The 19800-nt window shown below is 65.2% G+C and carries 22 protein-coding genes; 12 read left to right on the top strand and 10 right to left on the bottom strand.

Annotated elements, in window-relative coordinates; genetic code table 11:
- On the bottom strand, positions 1-238 hold a 238-nt coding region (locus AKL29_RS45655), incomplete at its 3' end, for a helix-turn-helix domain-containing protein (RefSeq protein ID WP_244482459.1).
- 179 nt (positions 239-417) lie between these two features.
- Here AKL29_RS45655 and AKL29_RS27520 point away from each other — a divergent pair.
- The 6 genes from AKL29_RS27520 (at position 418) to AKL29_RS27495 (ending at position 8307) form a co-directional block, all read left to right on the top strand.
- Positions 418-1389, top strand: a complete 972-nt coding sequence (locus AKL29_RS27520) for an NAD(P)H-dependent flavin oxidoreductase (RefSeq protein WP_028333629.1) — start codon at positions 418-420, stop codon at positions 1387-1389.
- Between the two features lie 29 nt (positions 1390-1418).
- Positions 1419-2615, top strand: a complete 1197-nt coding sequence (locus AKL29_RS27515; RefSeq protein ID WP_050386334.1) for an ABC transporter substrate-binding protein — start codon at positions 1419-1421, stop codon at positions 2613-2615.
- 15 nt (positions 2616-2630) lie between these two features.
- Complete coding sequence (locus AKL29_RS27510; protein WP_028333631.1) at positions 2631-4148, top strand: acyl-CoA synthetase; 1518 nt, start codon at positions 2631-2633, stop codon at positions 4146-4148.
- A 104-nt stretch (positions 4149-4252) separates the two neighbouring features.
- Complete coding sequence (locus AKL29_RS27505) at positions 4253-5338, top strand: DUF2855 family protein (RefSeq protein ID WP_050386333.1); 1086 nt, start codon at positions 4253-4255, stop codon at positions 5336-5338.
- Between the two features lie 110 nt (positions 5339-5448).
- Positions 5449-7236, top strand: coding sequence for a flavin-containing monooxygenase (locus AKL29_RS27500; RefSeq protein WP_050386332.1), 1788 nt, complete (start codon positions 5449-5451; stop codon positions 7234-7236).
- A 93-nt stretch (positions 7237-7329) separates the two neighbouring features.
- On the top strand, positions 7330-8307 hold the full coding sequence (locus AKL29_RS27495) for a peptidyl-alpha-hydroxyglycine alpha-amidating lyase family protein (RefSeq protein WP_050386331.1): 978 nt from the start codon (positions 7330-7332) through the stop codon (positions 8305-8307).
- Between the two features lie 190 nt (positions 8308-8497).
- On the opposite strand, the gene AKL29_RS27490 is transcribed toward AKL29_RS27495, so the two are convergent.
- Positions 8498-10258, bottom strand: coding sequence for a chloride channel protein (locus tag AKL29_RS27490; RefSeq protein ID WP_028333635.1), 1761 nt, complete (start codon positions 10256-10258; stop codon positions 8498-8500).
- 191 nt (positions 10259-10449) lie between these two features.
- Between AKL29_RS27490 and AKL29_RS27485 the strand changes: the two genes are divergently transcribed.
- Entirely contained in the window at positions 10450-11007 is a 558-nt protein-coding gene (locus AKL29_RS27485; protein WP_016845270.1) for an HNH endonuclease, read from the top strand.
- A 53-nt stretch (positions 11008-11060) separates the two neighbouring features.
- Here the strand turns inward: AKL29_RS27485 and AKL29_RS27480 are convergent, their stop codons facing one another.
- The 8 genes from AKL29_RS27480 to AKL29_RS27455 are packed head-to-tail and all read right to left on the bottom strand — an operon-like array spanning position 11061 to position 14413.
- On the bottom strand, positions 11061-11273 hold the full coding sequence (locus AKL29_RS27480) for a hypothetical protein (RefSeq protein ID WP_028333636.1): 213 nt from the start codon (positions 11271-11273) through the stop codon (positions 11061-11063).
- A gap of 29 nt (positions 11274-11302) precedes the next feature.
- Positions 11303-11539 (bottom strand): hypothetical protein, encoded by a 237-nt coding sequence (locus tag AKL29_RS42320; RefSeq protein WP_152977797.1) that lies wholly within the window; start codon positions 11537-11539, stop codon positions 11303-11305.
- Positions 11536-11763, bottom strand: coding sequence for a DUF6894 family protein (locus tag AKL29_RS27475; RefSeq protein ID WP_038377383.1), 228 nt, complete (start codon positions 11761-11763; stop codon positions 11536-11538). The genes AKL29_RS42320 and AKL29_RS27475 overlap by 4 nt, the downstream gene beginning before the upstream one ends.
- Before the next feature lie 16 nt (positions 11764-11779).
- On the bottom strand, positions 11780-11956 hold the full coding sequence (locus AKL29_RS43445) for a hypothetical protein (RefSeq protein WP_167350422.1): 177 nt from the start codon (positions 11954-11956) through the stop codon (positions 11780-11782).
- A 58-nt stretch (positions 11957-12014) separates the two neighbouring features.
- Entirely contained in the window at positions 12015-12185 is a 171-nt protein-coding gene (locus AKL29_RS43440; RefSeq protein ID WP_092080478.1) for a hypothetical protein, read from the bottom strand.
- 18 nt (positions 12186-12203) lie between these two features.
- The gene (locus AKL29_RS27465; protein ID WP_050386329.1) at positions 12204-12548 is read right to left on the bottom strand and encodes a cupin domain-containing protein; all 345 of its coding nucleotides are present in this window, start codon (positions 12546-12548) and stop codon (positions 12204-12206) included.
- 48 nt (positions 12549-12596) lie between these two features.
- On the bottom strand, positions 12597-13898 hold the full coding sequence (locus AKL29_RS27460) for a PQQ-dependent sugar dehydrogenase (protein WP_430648895.1): 1302 nt from the start codon (positions 13896-13898) through the stop codon (positions 12597-12599).
- A 41-nt stretch (positions 13899-13939) separates the two neighbouring features.
- Positions 13940-14413, bottom strand: a complete 474-nt coding sequence (locus tag AKL29_RS27455) for a DUF2231 domain-containing protein (RefSeq protein WP_050386327.1) — start codon at positions 14411-14413, stop codon at positions 13940-13942.
- Between the two features lie 461 nt (positions 14414-14874).
- On the opposite strand from AKL29_RS27455, the gene AKL29_RS27450 reads away from it, so the two are divergent.
- The 5 genes from AKL29_RS27450 to AKL29_RS27430 all read left to right on the top strand — a co-directional run bounded on the left by AKL29_RS27450 (position 14875) and on the right by AKL29_RS27430 (position 19742).
- Positions 14875-16080 carry an MFS transporter gene (locus tag AKL29_RS27450; RefSeq protein ID WP_050386326.1) on the top strand — a complete coding sequence of 402 codons (1206 nt, stop codon included), beginning with the start codon at positions 14875-14877 and terminating at the stop codon, positions 16078-16080.
- A gap of 92 nt (positions 16081-16172) precedes the next feature.
- Positions 16173-16622: a MarR family winged helix-turn-helix transcriptional regulator gene (locus AKL29_RS27445; RefSeq protein WP_050386325.1), complete on the top strand. Its 450-nt coding sequence runs from the start codon at positions 16173-16175 to the stop codon at positions 16620-16622.
- A 2-nt stretch (positions 16623-16624) separates the two neighbouring features.
- Positions 16625-18676 (top strand): FUSC family protein, encoded by a 2052-nt coding sequence (locus AKL29_RS27440; protein WP_050386324.1) that lies wholly within the window; start codon positions 16625-16627, stop codon positions 18674-18676.
- Positions 18673-18879 (top strand): DUF1656 domain-containing protein, encoded by a 207-nt coding sequence (locus tag AKL29_RS27435; protein WP_050386323.1) that lies wholly within the window; start codon positions 18673-18675, stop codon positions 18877-18879. Before AKL29_RS27440 ends, AKL29_RS27435 begins: the two co-directional genes overlap by 4 nt.
- On the top strand, positions 18876-19742 hold the full coding sequence (locus AKL29_RS27430) for an efflux RND transporter periplasmic adaptor subunit (RefSeq protein ID WP_050386322.1): 867 nt from the start codon (positions 18876-18878) through the stop codon (positions 19740-19742). Before AKL29_RS27435 ends, AKL29_RS27430 begins: the two co-directional genes overlap by 4 nt.
- Positions 19743-19800: the final 58 nt, after the last annotated feature.

The following is a 19800-nucleotide window of genomic DNA, read 5'->3' as shown; positions in this document are numbered from 1 at the left end:
CCTCCGCGCGGAGGGCCGCCGCGGCCATCGCTTCGGCGTGCTCGCGGAATTTGCGGCCATGCGACGTCAGCGACAGGCCGTCATTGGAACGCGCGAACAGGCGGGTCCCGAGTTGCTGCTCGAGCGCCGCGACGTTGCGACCGACAGTGGGGTGACTGATGCGCAGCCGCCGCGCCGCCCCGGCAAGGCTGCGTGTCTCCGCCACCGCAACAAATGTCTTGCAAAGCTCCCAGTCCATGCCGCTCCCCTTGCTGCGACACTGTTCATTTCTGGTTGATCGGGTGTTCAATATTGAACGTCATGACCGAGCCGTCCAGCCTTATATTGCCGCGCCAAGAGCGCCACCGCTCCAACCATCACAATAAATCGCGATCCGCCCCGGCTGCCGGCCGGGCGACGCGCATGGAGGATCCGAAAATGTCGCTGCCCGCTTCGCTCGCCAACAAGCTTGAACTGCCGGTCGTCGGCTCCCCGCTGTTCATCGTCTCGGGGCCGGAGCTCGTGATCGCACAGTGCAAGGCCGGCATCGTCGGCTCGTTCCCGGCGCTGAACGCCCGCCCGGTCGAGAAGCTCGACGAATGGCTGACCCAGATCGAGAACGAACTCGGCGAGTACCAGGCGCTGCATCCGGAGAAGAAGGTCGCGCCCTACGCCGTCAACCAGATCTGCCACGCGTCCAACGACCGGCTGATGCGCGACATGGAAACTTGCGTGAAGCACAAGGTGCCCGTGATCATCACCTCGCTGCGCCCGCCGTCCGAGATCGTCGAGGCCGCGCACTCCTATGGCGGTGTGGTGTTCCACGACGTCATCAACGTGAAGCACGCGCGCAAGGCCGCCGAGCAGGGCGTCGACGGCCTGATCCTGGTCTGCGCCGGCGCCGGCGGTCATGCCGGCACGCTGTCGCCCTTCGCGCTGGTGCGCGAGGTCAAGCAATGGTTCAAGGGCACGATCCTGCTGTCGGGCGCAATCTCCGACGGCTGGAGCATCGCATCCGCGCTCGCGCTCGGCGCCGACCTCGCCTATATCGGCACCCGCTTCATCGCGACCGAGGAAGCCAACGCCAATGTCAGGTACAAGCAGGCGCTGACCGAATACGCCGCGCACGACATCGTCTATTCGAACCTGTTCACCGGCGTGCACGGCAACTATCTCGGACCGTCGATCGCGGCGGCAGGCCTCGATCCGGGCGATCTGCCGGTCGCTGACAAGACCAAGATGAATTTTGGTTCCGGCGGCAACATGAAGGCCAAGGCCTGGCGCGACATCTGGGGTTCGGGCCAGGGCATCGGCCAGATCTCCGATGCCCCGCCGGTCGCCGAACTGGTGGCGCGGCTCAAGTCCGAGTTCGCCGCGGCGCGCAGCGACTTCCTGCGCGCCAGCGCTTGACGCTGTTTCACAAAGTCCGGGAGTGAACCATGAAACGAGCGCAACACGCGCTGGCAGCCGTGCTTACGGTCTGCGCGATCGCCAGCACAGCCGCCGCCGACAACGGCAACGTCAACGAAGCGATCCGGATCGGCCAGACGCTGCCCTATAGCGGACCGGTCTCCGGCTTCGGCACCATCGGCCGCGCCCAGGAAGCGTTTTTCGCGAAGGTCAACGCGGAGGGCGGCATCAACGGTCGGCAGGTGAAATTCATCACGCTGGACGACGCCTATTCGCCGCCGAAGACCGTCGAGCAGACCCGCAAGCTGGTCGAGCAGGAGGATGTGCTGATGATGTTCGGCTCGCTCGGCACCGCCACCAACAACGCCGTGCATCGCTATCTCAACAGCAAGAAGATCCCGCAATTGTTCGTGTTGAGCGGCGCGACCAAATGGGCCGACCCGAAGACCTATCCGTGGACCATGCCAGGCATGGCATCCTACGAATCCGAGGGCGTGGTCTATGCCAAATATGTGCTGCAGGCCAAGCCTGACGCGAAGATCGCGATCCTTGCGCAGAACGACGATTTCGGCCGCGATTATGTCGCCGGCTTCAAGCGCGCGCTCGGCAGCAGGGCCGCGAGCATGATCGTCGCGGAAGCGAGCTACGAGACCTCGGCGCCCACCATCAGCTCGCAGCTTGCGACACTGAAGGCGTCCGGTGCCGATGTGCTATTCGGTGTCGTGCTCGGCAAGTTCACGCCGCAGATGATCAAGGGCGTCGCCGAGATCGGCTGGAAGCCGGATCTGTTCTTCGTACCGACCTCCGCGTCGTCGATCTCGTTCCTGGAGCCCGCCGGGCTCGAGAACGCAGTCGGCCTGATCTCGTCCAGCAACCAGAAGGACACGATGGACGCGCAATGGGCCGACGATCCCGCCGTGAAGGACTATCTTGCCTTCATGAAGCAGTACCTGCCCAATGCGGATCTCAGCAACTCGAACTACTCGGCGGGCTATCATTATGCGACGCTGCTGATGGCCGTGCTGAAAGCGTGCAAGAGCGATTTCAGCCGCGAGAACATCATGCGCCAGGCGGCGTCATTGCGCGACGTTCCGCTGCCGCTATTGTTGCCAGGCATGACGGTATCGACCGGGCCGGACGACTATCTGCCGTTCCAGCAGTTGCGGCTGCGCCGGTTCAACGGCAAGAGCTGGATCAGCTTCGGCGAGATCCTGGACGATCGCTAGCAGACGAGGCGCGACATGATCATCAGCGGCGACAGACAGATCAGCTACGGGGACATTCACGCCCGCATCGCGCGGGCGGCCAGCGGCTTCCGGGCGCTTGGCGTGCAGGGCGGCAAGCCGGTCGGCATGATGCTGCGCAACGATTTCGCGCTGTTCGAGGTGGTCGCGGCCTCGGCCGCGCTCGGCAGCCCGGTCGTGCCGATCAACTGGCACCTGAAGGCCGACGAGGTCGGCTACATCCTGTCCGACAGCGGCGCCGACACGCTGGTCTGCCACGCCGATCTGCTGCCGCAGATCCGCGACGGCCTGCCGCCGGCAATCAAGCTGCTGGTGGTGACGACGCCGCCGGAGATCGCCGCGGCCTACGGCGTGGCGCCGGCGCTCACCCGCGTGCCCGACGGCATGACCGACTGGGACGTCTGGCGGGAGACGCACCAACCGCTGACCGAGGCGCCGATCGGCGCGGCGCCGATGTTCTACACCTCGGGCACAACAGGACTGCCGAAGGGCGTCAAGCGCAAGCCGATGCGGCCCGAGCAGCAGGCGGCGGCGGCGCGCGTCGGCGCCATCACCTATGGCGTCAAGCCGAACGAGGATCAGGTGATCCTGATGAACGGCCCGATGTATCATTCTGCGCCGCACTCCTATGGAATGCTCGCGTTCCGCAACGGCTGCGTGATCGTGCTCGAGCCGCGCTTCGATCCGGAGGATCTGCTACAACTGATCGAGCGCCACCATGTCACGCACATGCATATGGTGCCGACGATGTTCGTGCGGCTGCTGCGCCTGCCCGAGGAGGCGCGGCGCCGCTACGACCTGTCGTCGCTGCGCTTCATCGTGCACGGCGCGGCGCCCTGCCCCGTCGACGTCAAGCGCGCGATGATCGAGTGGTGGGGACCGGTCATCAACGAATATCTCGGCTCGACCGAGACCGGCATCCCGGTCTGGCATTCGTCAGCCGAAGCGCTGGCCAAGCCCGGCACCGTCGGCCGCGCGATCGAGGGCGGCATCGTCAGGATCTTCCGCCCCGACGGAACGCCATGCGACGTCGGCGAACCCGGCGAGATCTTCATGCGCCAGACGGCGATCTCGGATTTCGATTACCACGGCAACGCCAAGGCGCGCGCCGAGGCTGACCGCGACGACCTGATCAGCGTCGGCGATGTCGGCTATCTCGACGTGGACGGCTATCTGTTCCTGTGCGACCGCAAGCGCGACATGGTGATCTCGGGCGGCGTCAACATCTACCCCGCCGAGATTGAGAATGCCCTGATCGGCATGGCAGGCGTCCGCGACTGCGCGGTGTTCGGCGTTCCCGATGACGAGTATGGCGAGCGGTTGTTCGCCTGCGTCGAGCCGGAAGCAGGCAGCACGCTGTCGATCAGCGCGATCCAGGATTTCCTCCGCGGCAAGCTGGCCAATTTCAAGGTGCCGAAGGATATCCGTTTCATGGACGCACTGCCGCGGGAAGCCACCGGCAAGATCTTCAAGCGCAAGCTGCGCGACCTCTACAGCGAAGGACAGCTCGGCTGAGCGATGTGACGGCGAAGCAAACGGCGTTTGAAACTTAGTTGCTGTTGCAAACGGCCGGCAATGGACGCAACGATGCGCCTGCATCCTGAGCCCGGATCATCGCCATGAACTCGACCGACTTCATCGTCATCCGCAACGATCTGCAGCAGTGCAAGGTGATCGAGACGCAATTGCCCGATGCCGCGGCGCTGCCCGCCGATGCGCTGCTGGTGAAGGTGACCCGCTTCGCCTTCACCGCCAACAACATCACCTACGCCGTGATCGGCGAGCAGCTGAAATATTGGCATCTGTTCCCGGCGCCCGAAGGCTGCGGCATCATCCCGGTGTGGGGCTTCGGCGAGGTGCTGGTATCGAAACATCCCATGATCGCAGTCGGCGAAACGCTGTTCGGCTATTTCCCGATGGCGACCCATCTCGTGATCGAGGCGGCCGACGTCAGCAAGCGCGGCCTGCGCGACGGCGCCGCGCACCGGCAGGAGGTCTCGCCGGTCTACAATGCCTACGCCCGCGTCTCAGGCGATCCGACCTATGCGGGCCAGCAGGGCGACTTCCGCGCGCTGATGCTGCCGCTGTTCATGCTGTCGTTCCTGGTCGACGACTTCCTGGCCGAAAATGCGTTCTACGGCGCACGCCGCGTCATCCTGTCGTCGGCCTCGAGCAAGACCGCGTTCGGGCTCGCCCATCTCGTGCACAAGCGGGGTATCCCGGTGATTGGGCTGACCTCCAGAGGCAATGTCGATTTCGTCAGCTCGCTCGGCTGCTACGACGAGGTCGTCACCTATGACCAGGTCACCGCGATGCCGCCGGCCGAGCCTGTCGCCTATGTCGACATGGCCGGCAACAGCGCGCTGCGCGAAAGCCTGCACCGGCACTTCGGGGCGCAGATGGTCTATTCCGGCCGGGTTGGGCTGACGCACCGTGCGAGCGAGCCGCAGGAGCCGACGCTGCCCGGCGGCAAGCCGGTCTGGTTCTTCGCCCCGGACCAGATCCGCAAGCGCGCCAAGGAATGGGGACCGGGCGGCATCGACCAGCGTTTTGGCGCCGCCTGGGCCGAGCTCGTGCCGCATCTGCCGAATTGGCTTGACGTGGTCGAGCGGCGCGGCCCGGCCGCGGTGCGCGAGGCCTATCTCGATACCCTGCAAGGCCGCGTTCCGCCGGATCAAGGCCTGATCCTGTCGCTGGCCGAATAGGCGATATCCCGTCGCGCCCTTTCTGCATGCCTTCGAATGGGTATAGGCTTTGCGGAAAGGGAACGCCGCCAAGAAATTTCAGCAAGGCGGCCGATGGCGAGAAACGCTCGATGCTCGACAAGACGGACGATATTTCGGTCGCCGCCGACAATTGGCTTGTACAGTTCGAGGATGCGCTGGCCAGCCCGGACGATGTGCTGCTGAAGCCGCTGTTCCATCCCGACAGCTACTGGCGCGACGTGCTGGCGTTGAGCTGGAACATCCAGACCGTCAATCGGGCCTTCGCGATCATCGAGGAGCTGCCGGCGCATGCGCGTCACAGCGCGCCGCATGACTTCCGCATCGATGCCGAGCGCGCGGCGCCGCGCCGGGTGACGCGCGCCGGCACCCATGCGATCGAGGCGATTTTCAAATTCGAGACGGCGGTCGGCCGCGGCCACGGCATCGTGCGGCTGATCCCCGATGCCGCCGACGACGATCGCCTGAAGGCCTGGACCTTGCTGACGGCGCTCGAGGAGCTAAAGGGTTTTGAGGAGCAGCAGGGCCACACCAGGCCGCGCGGACAGGCCTATTCGCGCGACTTCCGCGGCCCCAACTGGCTCGACCTGCGCAAGGCATCCGCTGAATATGCCGACCGCGACCCTGATGTGCTGGTGGTCGGCGGCGGACAGGCGGGACTTGCGATCGCCGCGCGGCTGCAACAGCTCAAGATCGACGCCCTGATCGTCGATCGCGAAGCACGCGTCGGCGACAATTGGCGCAAGCGCTATCACGCGCTGACCCTGCACAACCAGGTGCAGGTCAATCATTTGCCCTACATGCCGTTCCCGCCGAACTGGCCGACCTACATCCCGAAGGACAAGCTCGCCAACTGGTTCGAAGCCTATGTCGACGCCATGGAGCTGAACTTCTGGACCGGCACGGAATTTGTCGGCGGCAGTTATGACGATGCGAGCCGACGCTGGAGCGTCGAGTTGCGCCGCGCCGACGGCACGACACGCAAGATGAAGCCGCGCCATGTGGTGATGGCGACCGGCGTCAGCGGCATTCCCAATCTGCCCGACATCCCTGGTTTGGAGAATTTTTCCGGCACAGTGATGCATTCCAGCCGCTACGAGGACGGCGAGAACTGGACCGGCAAGCGCGCGCTGGTGATCGGCACCGGCAACAGCGGCCACGACATCGCGCAGGACCTGCATTCCTCGGGCGCCGAGGTCACACTGGTACAGCGCTCCTCGACGCTGATCACCAATATCGAGCCGTCGGCGCAGCTGGCCTATGCCGCCTACAATGAAGGTACGCTCGAGGACAACGATTTGATCGCGACCTCGATGCCGCTCGCGCTCGCCAAACGCAGCCATGTGCTGATGACCGAGCAGTCGAAGCAACTCGACAAGCCGCTGCTCGACGGCCTTGCGCGCAAGGGCTTCAAGCTCGATTTCGGCGATGGCGGCACCGGCTGGCAGTTCAAATACCTGACCCGCGGCGGCGGCTATTACTTCAACGTCGGTTGCTCCGATCTCGTCGCGAGCGGCGCGGTCGCCCTGCAGCAATTCGCCGACATCGACACCTTCATGGGCGAGGGTGCGCGGCTGAAGAACGGCGAGACGGTTGAGGCCGACCTGATCGTGCTCGCGACCGGCTACCGGCCGCAGGAAGAGCTGGTGAAGAAACTGTTCGGCGAGGCGGTGGCCGCGCGCGTCGGCCCGATCTGGGGCTTTGGCGACGGCCAGGAGCTACGCAACATGTACACCCGCACGCCGCAGCCCGGCCTCTGGTTCATCGCCGGCAGCCTCGCGCAATGCCGCATCAACTCGCGCTATCTCGCATTGCAGATCAAGGCGATCGAGGAAGGCCTGTTGCCGCGCGACGTCGGGCCACGGGCGGATCTTTCATAACTCCCACCACCGCCATTCCGGGGCGCTGCGCAGCATCGAACCCGGAATCTCGAGGTTCCGCGCCCCGGAACGACACCCGAGAGGAGACATCTTATGCCAACCACCCTCGGCACCGGCGAACACCGCTATCGCGTGGTGGAGAACTTCGCAAAACTCCCCGACGGCTGGAGCCTGACCGATGTCGCCTCCGTCGCGGTCGACAGCAAGAACCGCGTCTACGTTTTCAACCGCGGCGACCATCCGATGGTGGTGCTCGACCGCGAGGGGAATTTCATCAAGAGCTGGGGCGAAGGCGTGTTCTCGCGCGCCCACGGCCTGCATATCGACGCCGACGACAATCTCTATTGCACCGATGACGGCGACCACACCGTGCGCAAATGCTCGACCGACGGCAAGGTGCTGCTGACGATCGGCATCCCGAAGAAGCCGGCCCCGTTCATGAGCGGTGAGCCGTTCCATCGCTGCACCCATACCGCGCTGTCGCCGAAGGGCGAGATCTATGTCTCCGATGGCTACGGCAATGCCTGCGTCCACAAATACACGCAGGATGGCAAGCTGATCAAAACCTGGGGCGAGCCCGGCACCGACCCCGGCCAGTTCAACATCGTGCACAACATCGCGACCGACGCCGATGGCTGGGTCTATGTCGCCGACCGCGAGAACCACCGCGTCCAGGTGTTCGACGGCAACGGCAAATACGAAACGCAGTGGAACAACCTGCACCGGCCCTGCGCGCTGTGCTGCTGCGGCGGCGGCAAGCAGCCGAACTTCGTGATCGGCGAGCTCGGCCCCGGCATGGCGGTGAATCGCAAGGTGCCCAATCTCGGCCCGCGGCTGTCGATCGTGGATCACACCGGAAAGCGCATCGCGCGCCTCGGCGGCGAGCAAGGCCCCGGCGTCGAGACCGGAAAATTTCTGGCGCCGCACGGCATCGCGCTGGATTCCCGCGGCGACATCTATGTCGGCGAAGTCGGCGTCACCGACTGGAAGACCAGCTTTCCGGACACCGAGATGCCGGCCGCGGTGCGCGTGACACGCTGCCTGCAGAAGCTGGAAAAAATTCCGACCTGAGCTCCACCGCATCACCGCGCCCCCTGAGAAGCGCGCTCTTACGCGCGTCTCGAAGGGTCGACGGCCCGGCTAGTGGCCGTTCAACCTTCGAGGCTCGCAAGCGCTCGCACCTCCAGCGACAAAGGCGAAGCCTTTGCGCGGGGATGACGGGTTGGGCAGATTATATCGACCTGTACCTGCCACACGGCCCTCAAATCTCGCCGATCACCTCGCGGCGGCGCTGCTCGGATTCTTCCGCGTAGCGCCGCATCGCGTGCGCTTCGGTGAGCAGGCCGATCGGCCGCCGGTCGCCGTCGCCTTCGACCACGGCGAGCGATTCCGCTTCGGCCGCGTCGAACACCGCGATCGCCTCCTGCACGTTCATGCCGGGATGCAGCACCACGTCGGCGTAGCGCAGAATGGCGGCAAGTCCCTTGTCGGCCTCGAGATCGGGCGCATGCGCTTCGGCGACCAGCGCAAGCCCCGCGTAATGCCCCTCGCCGTCGACCGCGACGACCTGGGTCTTCGAGCCCGGCGGGAATTCCTCGCGGAACGCCTCGATCGGCATCGCGGCGTTCACCGTCGTCATGTCCTGCCGCATCATCTTGCCGACCGTGAGATCGCGGATCCAGCCGATATCGGCGGCGCTGCGGATGGTCTCGCCGCGCAGATGCAAACGCCAGGTCGCGAACGAATAGCCGAACAGCTCGCGCGTGATCGTGGTCGAGATGATGACCGCGACCAGCACCGCGGTCGTGAGCCAGAGGTTGCCGGTGGATTCCAGCGCGATGAACGACATCGTGAGCGGGCCGCCGATCACCGAGGCCGACAACGCACTCATGCCGATCACCGCATAGGCGTTGGGGTCGAGGTTCAGCCCCGGCCACACGATGTCGACGCCGGCGGCGAACAGCCGGCCGCCGAGCGCGCCCATGAACAGCGTGGCGAAGAACAATCCGCCGCGGAAGCCGGAGCCGAGCGAAACGATCGAGGCAACCGCCTTCAGCGCGAACACGCCGGCGATGAAGGCAAGCGGCATCGCCACGATGCCCGCGAAGCGCAGCGCGCCATGGCCCGACGACATCACCTGCGGCGTCAGCAGCGCCATCGCGCCGACCGCAAGCCCGCCGAGCGCCGGCCGCAACGGCGGCCAGAGCCGGCTCTTGGTCAGTAGCGCCTCGCACAGCGTGACCCCGCGCATGATCGCGATGCCGGTCAGCGCCGCGACCATGCCGAGCAGCGCGGCGATCGCAAGATCCCGCCCGAGCACATCGCCGACGGTTCCGACGCCGACGCCGAGCGGCAACGGCTCGAAGGCATGGGCGACGAAGTAGCCGGTCACCGCCGCCACGCCGACCGGGGTCAGGCTGGCCGGCGTATAGCCGCCGATCACAAGTTCAAAAGCGTAGAACGCGCCCGCAAGCGGCGCGCTGAAGGCACCGGCGATCGCCGCCGCCGCGCCGCAGCCGACCATGATTCGCTGGTCGTTGCGGCGGAGGTGAAAGCCGCGTCCAAGCGAGGCGGCGAGGCCGCTGGAGAGCTGGGTGTAGCCGGCCTCGAGCCCGACCGAGCCGCCGACGCCGCTCGACCAGATCGTCTGCAGCGCCACGATCACGCTGCCGCGGAACGACATCCGCCCGCCATAAAGCGCGTTGGCCTCGATCGGGTCGATTTCGCGGGCCGGCCGGACCCGGAGCAACAGAAGGAACGCAAATCCAAGCAGCAGGCCGCCGATCGTGGGAACCACGAGCGCGCGCACGGGATCGATGCCGGGCTGGCTCGACAAGCGGTCGCCGAGCGGCAGATTGAACAGCACCGAATGCAGCACCGTGACGAGGCCGCTCATGACCGCCACCACGAGGCCGCCAATGGCGCCGATCAGCACCGCTAGCACCACAAGGCTCGTCTCGTGCGCGCGCACGAACGCGCGCAACCGGCGCGGCGCCTCGAGATAGCTTGAGGTCGTGGTCATCGGCAGGGTCCGTCACTGGCCGACAGGGCCTTGCGGCTCCCTTTACGGGCCTCGCGGGCGGGAGGCAATCGGGGCAGGAACATGGCAGGGCGCGGCGGATAAGCCGCTCATTGCTCTTCACAATCCCGTCACGCTGCCTGTAGTATGTGAGTGCATGCTGCTTCGCAGCTAATGGGAGTCAGGAGCGTTATTTGAACGCACATGTCTCGCAAGGCGGTTGGCCGGTGCTGGTCTTGAATGCGGACTTCCGGCCGCTGAGTTATTACCCGCTGTCGCTCTGGTCCTGGCAGGACGCGATCAAGGCGGTGTTCCTCGATCGTGTCAACATCGTCGAATATTACGACCGGGCGGTACGAAGTCCTTCCTTCGAAATCCAGCTGCCAAGCGTCGTATCCCTCAAGTCCTTCGTCAAGCCGACCACCCACCCCGCCTTCACCCGGTTCAACGTTTTCCTGCGCGACCGATTCAGCTGTCAGTATTGCCTGTCGGGCGACGATCTCACCTTCGATCACATCATTCCGCGCAGCAAGGGTGGCCAGACCACCTGGGAGAACGTCGTCGCCGCCTGCTCGCCCTGCAATTTGCGCAAAGGCAATCTGACGCCGCAGCAGGCCAAGATGTTTCCGAAGCAGACGCCCTACGCCCCGACCGTGCATCAGCTGCATCGCAACGGCCGGCTGTTTCCGCCGAACTATCTGCACGAGAGCTGGCTAGATTATCTCTACTGGGATACTGAGCTCGATCCGTAGAGCGCGCTGGCGCGCGCCATCACCGAATGCAAGCCGTACTGCTGTGATTCGGATCAGGCGGGTCGCTTGGTGAGGGCCGCTTCCCCCTCCTCGCGTCCGGGAACGCTGACGTGGACCTCGTGCCCCATCCTGATCGCCAGTGCCGCGGCGGCCGCCGCCGATTCGAATGCAGCTTCCTTGGTGGCGTATCCGCCGTTGAGGTTGCCGTCGTGCAGGACGCCCCATTCCTCGCCGGCCGCAATCACCGCATATTGAGCCAATCCCATCGTCTCCTCCTTGCGCCAGCGGCGCTGCGTCAGGTCTCATTCCGCTTGTATCGCTTGCGGACAACCTCCTCGCCGACCTGCACCGCGCGCCTGCTGCGAAAATGGTGTTGAAGCACGCCGAAGATCAAAGCGGTCAGCAGCACGAGCGCTCCGATGCCGTAGATGATCTCAAGGCCCATATCCATTCGGTCTCTCCAAGCCTTGTTCTCGAAGCCTTGTTCTCGAAGCCTTGCTCTCTTGCCGCCCGCCGGGGCGGCATCGTTCATCCGCTCTTCGCGGCGCTATCGATGCTTTCGCGGTGAATTTCGCGGGCGTCGCCGCCGATCACCGAGATGTAGTAGCCGCGTCCCAGATATTCCTGTCGGGTCTCGGCAAGGTCGATGGCGAGCCGCTTGGCGACGGCGATGGCTTCATCGCGGTCGGCAACCGGTTGACCGGTTGCATCGATCACACGCTCATCATTCACGATCGCAAAGTGAAAGGCGGACATTCGCTCGCTCCGCGCATCAATGCGTGTTCGATTCATGCCACTTTTCCAGGTCCGGCTCCTCGTCTCCGGAGCGCTTCGCATCCCCAGAGCGCTGCTCCTTCTCCGGGTTTCCCTTCCACGGCTTGTCGGTTTGCACGTGGGAACCCCAGTCGCTCGAGCGTCCAGAATCCTGCGTTACAGGCTTTCTGCTCATGACAATCTCCTCAAGAACAGAAGCATCTGTATCCCGATGTGTTCCTAACCGGCCGCGCTCAAGGTCCGCCCGCAACCGAGCCTGCGATCACCATGACCAGTGCATCGAGGTCGATCGTGCCGCTGACCGACAGTTCCCCGGCATCCAGCACGCGGAGCAGATCCGGCCGATTGGCGGCCTGGCGCTTCAATTCGCCGATGATCGCATCCCTGAGCTTTTCTTCGAGCATGTTCGACACCGTGCGCCTCTATGACTTGGACTCGTCGCGACCGTGCACTTGCGCCGGTGGCGCGGTGGCTTCGACGGCCGTGAACGGCTCGAGAATGCGATAACGGTGCTCGGACCCGGCGGGCACGAGCCAGGAATCGCCCGGCTGCAGGCGGATGGTCTGCCCCTCCAGGGTCAATTCGGCGCGACCGCTGATGACATACCCAACCGTCTCGTAGTCGCGCCGATCGGAAGCGCCCGGTCGCGGCTGTTCGTTGTCCCAAAGCCGCATGGCAACGCGCCTGCCCGACACCAGATAGGTCTGGCCCATCGTGCCCTTCCGGGACGTGCTGACCGATACTTTCTTGATCGTGCTGTCGCTCATGGTGTTCTCCAATCGCTTGCGTGTGCGGGTGAGACAGCGGGAGCGCCGTCAGAGCCGCCCCGAGGCGGTCACGCGCCACACCGTGTTGCCGACGTCGTCCGCGATCAGCAGCGCGCCGGATTTGTCGATCGCCAATCCCACCGGCCGGCCGCGGGACTTTTCGTCCTCGCCGAGGAATCCGGTGACGACGTCCTGCGCCGGCCCGTTCGGATGGCCGTCGGCGAACGGCACGTAGACGACCTTGTAGCCGTTGAGCTGTGGCCGATTCCAGCTGCCGTGCTCGCCGATGAAGGCGCCGCCCCGGTAGGACGACGGCAGGCTGTCGCCGGTGTAGAAGGCAAGCCCGAGCGGCGCGACGTGCGAGCTCAACGCATAGTCCGGAACGGTTGCCTTCGCGACCAGATCCGGCCGCGGCGGCTGCACCCGGGGATCGACGTTCTGGCCGAAATAGCTGTACGGCCAGCCGTAGAAGCCGCCGTCCTTCACCGACGTCAGATAGTCGGGCACGAGGTTCGGGCCGATCTCGTCGCGCTCGTTGACCACGGTCCACAGCGCGTGGCTATGCGGCTCGAAGGTCAGGCCGTTGGGGTTGCGCAGCCCGCTGGCGAAAATCCGCCAACGGCCGGTGGCGCGCTCGACCTCGAAGATCGCCGCCCGATTCTTCTCGGCCTCGATTCCATTTTCGGTGATGTTGCTGTTGGAGCCGACGCCGACATAGAGCAGAGCGCCGTCCGGGCTTGCCGTCAGGCTCTTGGTCCAGTGATGGTCGATCGGCCCGCCCGGAAGCTCCGTCAGGGTCTGCCCCGGCTCGGTGATCTTGGTATCGCCCTCATGATACGGATACCGGACGATCGCATCGGTGTTCGCGACGTAGAGATCGTTGCCGACCAGCGCCACCCCGAACGGCGAATGAAGATGGTCGAGGAACATACTCTGCATCTCCGGCTTGCCGTCGCCATTCGAGTCGCGCAGCAGCGTGATGCGGTTGCTTGCGCCGGTGTCGCCGCCGGAGGTTGCCCACGACTCCACCCATTTCATGATGAAGTCCTTTGGCCGCTTGATCGGCTCGGTCCCCGGCGCCTTGGACTCGACCACCAGGATGTCGCCATTGGGCAGCGCATAGAGCGACCGCGGATGCTGCAGGCCGGTGGCGAGCGCATTGATCTGCAAGCTGTCCGGCACCTTGGGCTTCTCGCCCTGCTTCCATCCGACCACGGAGGCGACGTGCATCGGCGGCATCAGATACTGCTCGAGCGCCGGCAGGTCCGGACGCCCACCGACCTGTGTTTTCGGGTCAGGTGCCGTCTCCTTGCTGCAGCCTGCGAGGCACAGCCCGGCCAGCAGCGTCATCGCGAGTTTGAGGTGCGTGGCATTGGTCAGGTCGATCCGCATCAGCCCGCCACTCCGACCCGGTAGCGATAGACCATGGCCCAGCCGAGCCAGCCCGTGCACAGCATCACGAGGACGGTCAGCACCGACAGCACCAGTCCGGTCGGCACCACGGAGGTCCAGGCATCGCGGCTGTGGATGAAGGCGTTGAACAGCGCGAGCAGCATCACGATCACATTGCCGATCATGTGCAGCCAGGCATAGCCCAGCCGGCGGATCAGGCGATTGCTCAGGAAGTCGATCAGGCCGGCGATCGCGGCGAGACCACCCATGATCAACCCCGCGAACAACAGCCAGGCCGAGAAGTTGGCCCACTGCATCTCGGCGGTCTGCCAGTATGCGATATCGGTCACCAGCGTCCCGACGAAGCACGCGATCGGAAACGGCACCAGCATGGGATGGATCGGATGCATACCGACCCGCGCCGTCGAGGCCGGGTTGGCCGAATGCGTGGCGACTGTCGCGACCTGGTGCATCTTTCGTGCCTCCGAAAGAAGCCTCAACAGCGCGTTCGGAGCGAGGTTCCTAAGCGCGCACCCGGCCCGGACACCATTTAGGAACGAAGCTGCGTCAGCCGCGTCGGAATAGAGGTGTGACAAGCAGGACGCCAACCATGGTCCGAGAAGGGCCCGCTGAACCAGCTCCCGCAAGCACGGCAGAGACGACCCAAGGCAGACAGGTACGTCCCTACGGCATGATGATCACGTCTGCGATCATCGCGCTCGCCGTCATCGTCGTCGTCTACGTGCTGATGCGATAAAAAGACTGACTTGGGCGATTTGGTCCGGCACACGCTTGCGCCGTGACGTTGCCCGGCCGTCTTGCGCAGAACGGAGAATCGCACCGCCGGCCGCCATGCACAGTGTGGCGTGAGCGGTTGCGCAGAACTGTCGGTCCATCGTCGCTTCGTTTCCGCGGTCCTGCGCGTTCGTGAATTATGCCCCACCGTAAAGCGAGAACGTCTCCTGCACGCCTGTGGCCGCTGCTGGCCGTGAACTTCTTCATGGCAGACATGCAGTCCGGGATCGGACCGTTCGTCGGGGTCTTCCTTCAGTTGCATGGCTGGACCAGCGGCCTGATCGGGACCGCCCTGACGCTCGGCAACGTCGCGGGCATGCTGATCACGACGCCGATCGGCGGCTGCATCGATACCACGAACCACAAGCGAGCATGGGTGATCGTTCCCGGCATTGCGGTCGTGGTGGCATCGGCCGTCATCCTGATGTCGCAAAGTTTCTGGGCTGTCGCGCTGTCCCAGGTCGCCACCTCGATCGCGGGCGCCGCAATCGTTCCGGCGGTCACCGGCATCACGCTCGGCATCGTCAAGCAGCGTGGGTTCAACCGGCAGAACGGCCGCAACCAGGCGTTCAACCATGCCGGCAACATGGTCGGTGCCGCAGCATCGGGCTATCTCGGCTGGCAGTATGGTTATGTGGCGGTCTTCGTGCTCGCCGCCCTGTTCGGCGCGATCACGATCGCCTGCGTGCTCTTGGTCCCGCCCGGCAGCATCGATCACGGTGCCGCGCGCGGCAAGGAAGAAGATCCGGACAGCCAGCCCAGCGGCCTCTCCGTGCTGGTCAAGCACAAGCCGTTACTGGTGCTTGCCGTCGCACTGGCCGCGTTCCACCTCGGTAACGCGGCGATCGTGCCGCTCTACGGCCTTGCTGCAGTTGCCGGTGGTCACGCCGACGGCCCGAGCTTCGTCGCGACCACGATCGTGGTGGCTCAGGCGGTGATGATTGTTGCCTCGATCGCCGGCATGCACGCCGCCGAGCGCCGAAACTACTGGTCTGTCCTGCTGCTGTCGTTCCTGGCCTTGCCGGTGCGCGGCGTGCTCACTTGCTTCCTCTCCGGCTGGTGGAGCGTGCTGCCCGTGCAGATCCTCGACGGCATCGGCGCAGGCCTGCAAAGCGTCGCCGTGCCCGGGATGGTGGCGCGATCGTTGAACGGAACCGGCCGCGTCAATCTCGGACAAGGTGCCGTCATCACGGTTCAGGGAATCGGCGCCTCGCTCAGCCCCGCGCTCGGCGGCTGGATTGCGCAATGGGTCGGCTATGGCCCAGCCTTCCTGGCGCTCGGCGGACTGGGGCTTCTGTCGGTCGCATTCTGGATCGCCTTCCGATCGACCGTGCAGAAATACTGACGCTTCCTCACGCAGGATCGCATTCGCGTGATCGTCCGCGATGTTCGCAGTATATCATTGCATGCTAATAGTTCGTATCCTATCTAATTTGCATGCCTTCGCAATCCCATATCCACGCCGAGATCGGCCGCCTTGTGACCAGGCTCGCCCGGATCTGGCGTCGCGAGTCGGATCAGGCCTTGTCCGACCACGGCCTGTCCTACGCGACGGCGATTCCGCTGCTGGTGTTGTCGCGCCAGGGGGAAAACGTCCGGCAAGGCGTGCTGGCCGATGAACTGGGAATCGAGGGGCCTTCACTGGTGCGGCTGATCGATCTGCTGCAGTCCGAGCGCCTCGTCGAGCGTCGCGAGGACCCGACCGACCGGCGTGCCAAAACGCTGCATCTCACCGCTACCGGCGAAGCCAAGGTCGAGGAGATCAACCGGGTGCTGCGCCGGGTGCGGGCCAGCCTGCTGAAGGATATCGGCAGCGAGGAACTTGCGGTAACCTTCGAGACGCTCCAGCGCATCGAGCAACGGGCGACCGCTGTAGAGGCGAAATAATCATGCGCGCGGAAGAGCCGTTCCTGGTCCGCCACGCGGATCTCATTTTCGCGTTGAAGACGTTCGCGGCGTCGATGCTGGCGCTCGTCATCGCCTTGGCGATCGATCTGCCGCGTCCCTATTGGGCGATGGCGACGGTCTACATCACCTCCCAGCCGCTGGCCGGCGCGACCAGCTCGAAGGCGTTCTTCCGCGTGATCGGCACGCTGGTCGGCGCGAGCGTCACGGTTGCCCTCGTGCCGAACCTGGTCAATGCGCCGGAGCTGCTGTGCCTTGCGATCGCGCTCTGGGTCGGGCTCTGCCTTTATCTGTCGCTGCTCGACGGCACGCCGCGCAGCTATGTCTTCATGCTGGGCGGATATACCGTCGCACTGATCGGCTTTCCGTCGGTGGCCGACCCGGGCAGCATCTTCGACGTCGCGCTGGTACGGGTCGAGGAGATCTCGCTCGGCATCATCTGTGCGAGCCTGGTGTCGACGGTGGTGTTTCCCCGCAGCGTCGCGCCGGCGGTGGGCGGCCGTATCAGGAGCTGGTTGTCAGATGCGCGCCGTCTGTCACGCGACGCGCTGCTTGACCGCGGGACCAGCGAGACGCGCCGGGCCCAACGCCTTCGTCTTGCAACCGACATCGTCGAGATCGATACGCTGGCGACCCATGTCGCCTATGACCGGCTGGCCGACGCCGGCACCGTGCGTGGCCTCGGCGAGGTCCGGCTGCGCATGCTGATGCTGTTGCCGATCATCACGTCGATCGAAGACCGGCTTGCCGCACTCGGTGAGACGGCGCTGCGACGGCAACCGGAGCTGCAGCGCCTGATCGGCGATCTCGCCGCATGGATCGTGGACGAGGACCGCCAGCGGCAATCCGGCGAGCAGATCCGCGCTGCAATCGCCGAGCGGCAATCTGCGCTCGACGGCATCGCGCCGCGGGAGCGCATCATCACGATCAGCCTGCTGCTCCGGCTGCGCGAGCTTGTCGACATCTCGGCCGACTGCCGCGCGCTGGGCGATGCAATTACTGCGGGCCGGGATATCTCCACCGTCCCGCTGGCGTTCCACCCGGAGTCGGGGGCCGCACCGGTCCGTCATCGCGACCACGGCATGGCGCTGTGGTCGGCCGCAGGCGCAGCGGTCGCCATCCTAATCTGCTGCGGCCTGTGGATTGCGACCGGCTGGGCCGATGGCGCCTCGGCGCCGATGATGGCGGCGGTCGCCTGCTCCTTCTTCGCCGCGCAGGACGAGCCCGCGCGCAGCATCCGGGCCTTCGGCCTGTTTTCACTGGTCGCGATCGTCATCGTCGCGATCTATCAGTTCGCGCTGGTGCCGGGCATCTCCCATGTCGAGGTCCTGATCGCGGCGCTGGCGCCGACCTTCCTCCTGTACGGCTATTTGATCGCGCGGCCCAAAACCGCGCCGGTCGGCATGGCGCTCGCCGCCAACACCGCGACGCTGCTCGCGCTGCAATCAACCTACAGCGCGGATTTCGCCAGTTTCGCCAACACGTCGGTCGCCTTCTTCCTCGGTGTTGTCATCGCGGAGATCGTGACGCGGATCGCGCGCGGCGTCGGCGCCGAATGGATCGCCAAGCGGTTGATGACGTCGAGCTGGCAGACGCTCGCGATCGCGGCCGAGCGGCGCGGCCACGGCGATCGCGCGCAGTTTGCCGGCCTGATGCTGCATCGGCTCGGCCTGTTGGTCCAGCGGATCGCCTTCATCTCCGAGAGCGACCGGCGCGATGCCGACAGCCTGGTCCAGCTACGCATCGGGCTCAACATCATCGACCTGAGGAGGGCGCGTTACGGCCTCGCCGCATTCACCGTGCGTGCCATCGACGACATGCTGGACGACCTCGCGGCGGCGTTTCGTGCCCGTGCGGACCAGGCAATGCCGGCCGAACTGTTGTCATGCATCGATGCGGCGCTGACCGCGGTCGTCAAGGACCCCAATGAACGCGCGCGGGACGATGCATTGCTCGGCCTCGTCGGCATCCGCCGCGGCCTGTTTCCGGATGCACCCGCGTATCGATCGCAGTCCGAGGAGAGTTTCGCCGCATGAGATATGAGCTCGACATTTACGGCGTGCTCGTTCCGGCGCTGCTGCTGTGGCTCATCGTTGCCTATGCGCTGAGCGCAGTGGTGAGCCGGATCATGCAGCGCTTCGGATTCTATCGGCTGGTCTGGCATCGCGCGCTGTTCAATTTCGCATTGTACGTATGCCTGCTCGGCGTCGTGGTTTATCTTTCGGAGCTTCTGCCATGAAAGCGAATTTCGCCTGGCTCGGTCGGGTTGCGCTGACCGCGGTCGCCGTCGTCGCCGCGCTCGCTGTCGCTCGCGCGCTCTGGGTCTACTATATGGAATCGCCATGGACCCGCGACGGCAGGGTCCGCACCGACGTGATCCAGGTGGCCCCCGACGTCTCCGGCTTCGTCACCGACGTGCTGGTCAAGGACAATCAACCGGTGCGTCGCGGCGACATCCTGTTCCGGATCGATCGCGCACGCTTTGCCCTGGCGCTGAAGCAGGCGGATGCATCGGTCGCCGGCCATCGCGCGACGATGGATCAGGCCGACGCCGACCTCAAACGCTACAGCTCGCTGACCACCGATGCGGTGTCGCAGCAGAAGCAGGAGCAGGTTCTGGCGACCCAGCTGCAGGCCAAGGCGGCCTATGACCAGGCGGTCGCCGACCGCGCCGTCGCGCAGCTCAATCTGGATCGCAGCGAGGTGCACGCTTCGGTGAACGGCACCATCACCAATATGGACCTGCGGCCGGGCGCCTACGTCACCGCTGGCAAGGGCGTGATGGCGCTGGTCGACACCGACACGCTGCATGTGGAAGGCTATTTCGAGGAGACCAAGCTCGCGCGCATCCGCGTCGGCGACAAGGCGCAGATCCGGCTGATGGGCGAGCCGGTGCGGCTCACCGGACATGTAGAGAGCATCGCAGCCGGCATCGAGGATCGCGACCGCGCGGCAGGCGCGAGCCTGCTCGCAAACGTCAATCCGACATTCAGCTGGGTTCGGCTCGCACAGCGCATCCCCGTGCGCATCGCGCTGGACCACCTGCCGGATCGCATCGCGCTGGTCGCCGGCCGTTCGGCGACGGTCGAGATCATGGACTAAAGCGCGATGAGATTAGGTTGAATCGTCATCGCGCTTTGGCCTTTTGTTTGAGCATGAT

It is taken from the genome of Bradyrhizobium pachyrhizi (assembly GCF_001189245.1).
GTDB classification, from domain to species: domain Bacteria; phylum Pseudomonadota; class Alphaproteobacteria; order Rhizobiales; family Xanthobacteraceae; genus Bradyrhizobium; species Bradyrhizobium pachyrhizi.
The sequence above is the reverse complement of the archived record's forward strand: the minus strand, read 5'-3'. Positions and strand labels throughout refer to the sequence as shown.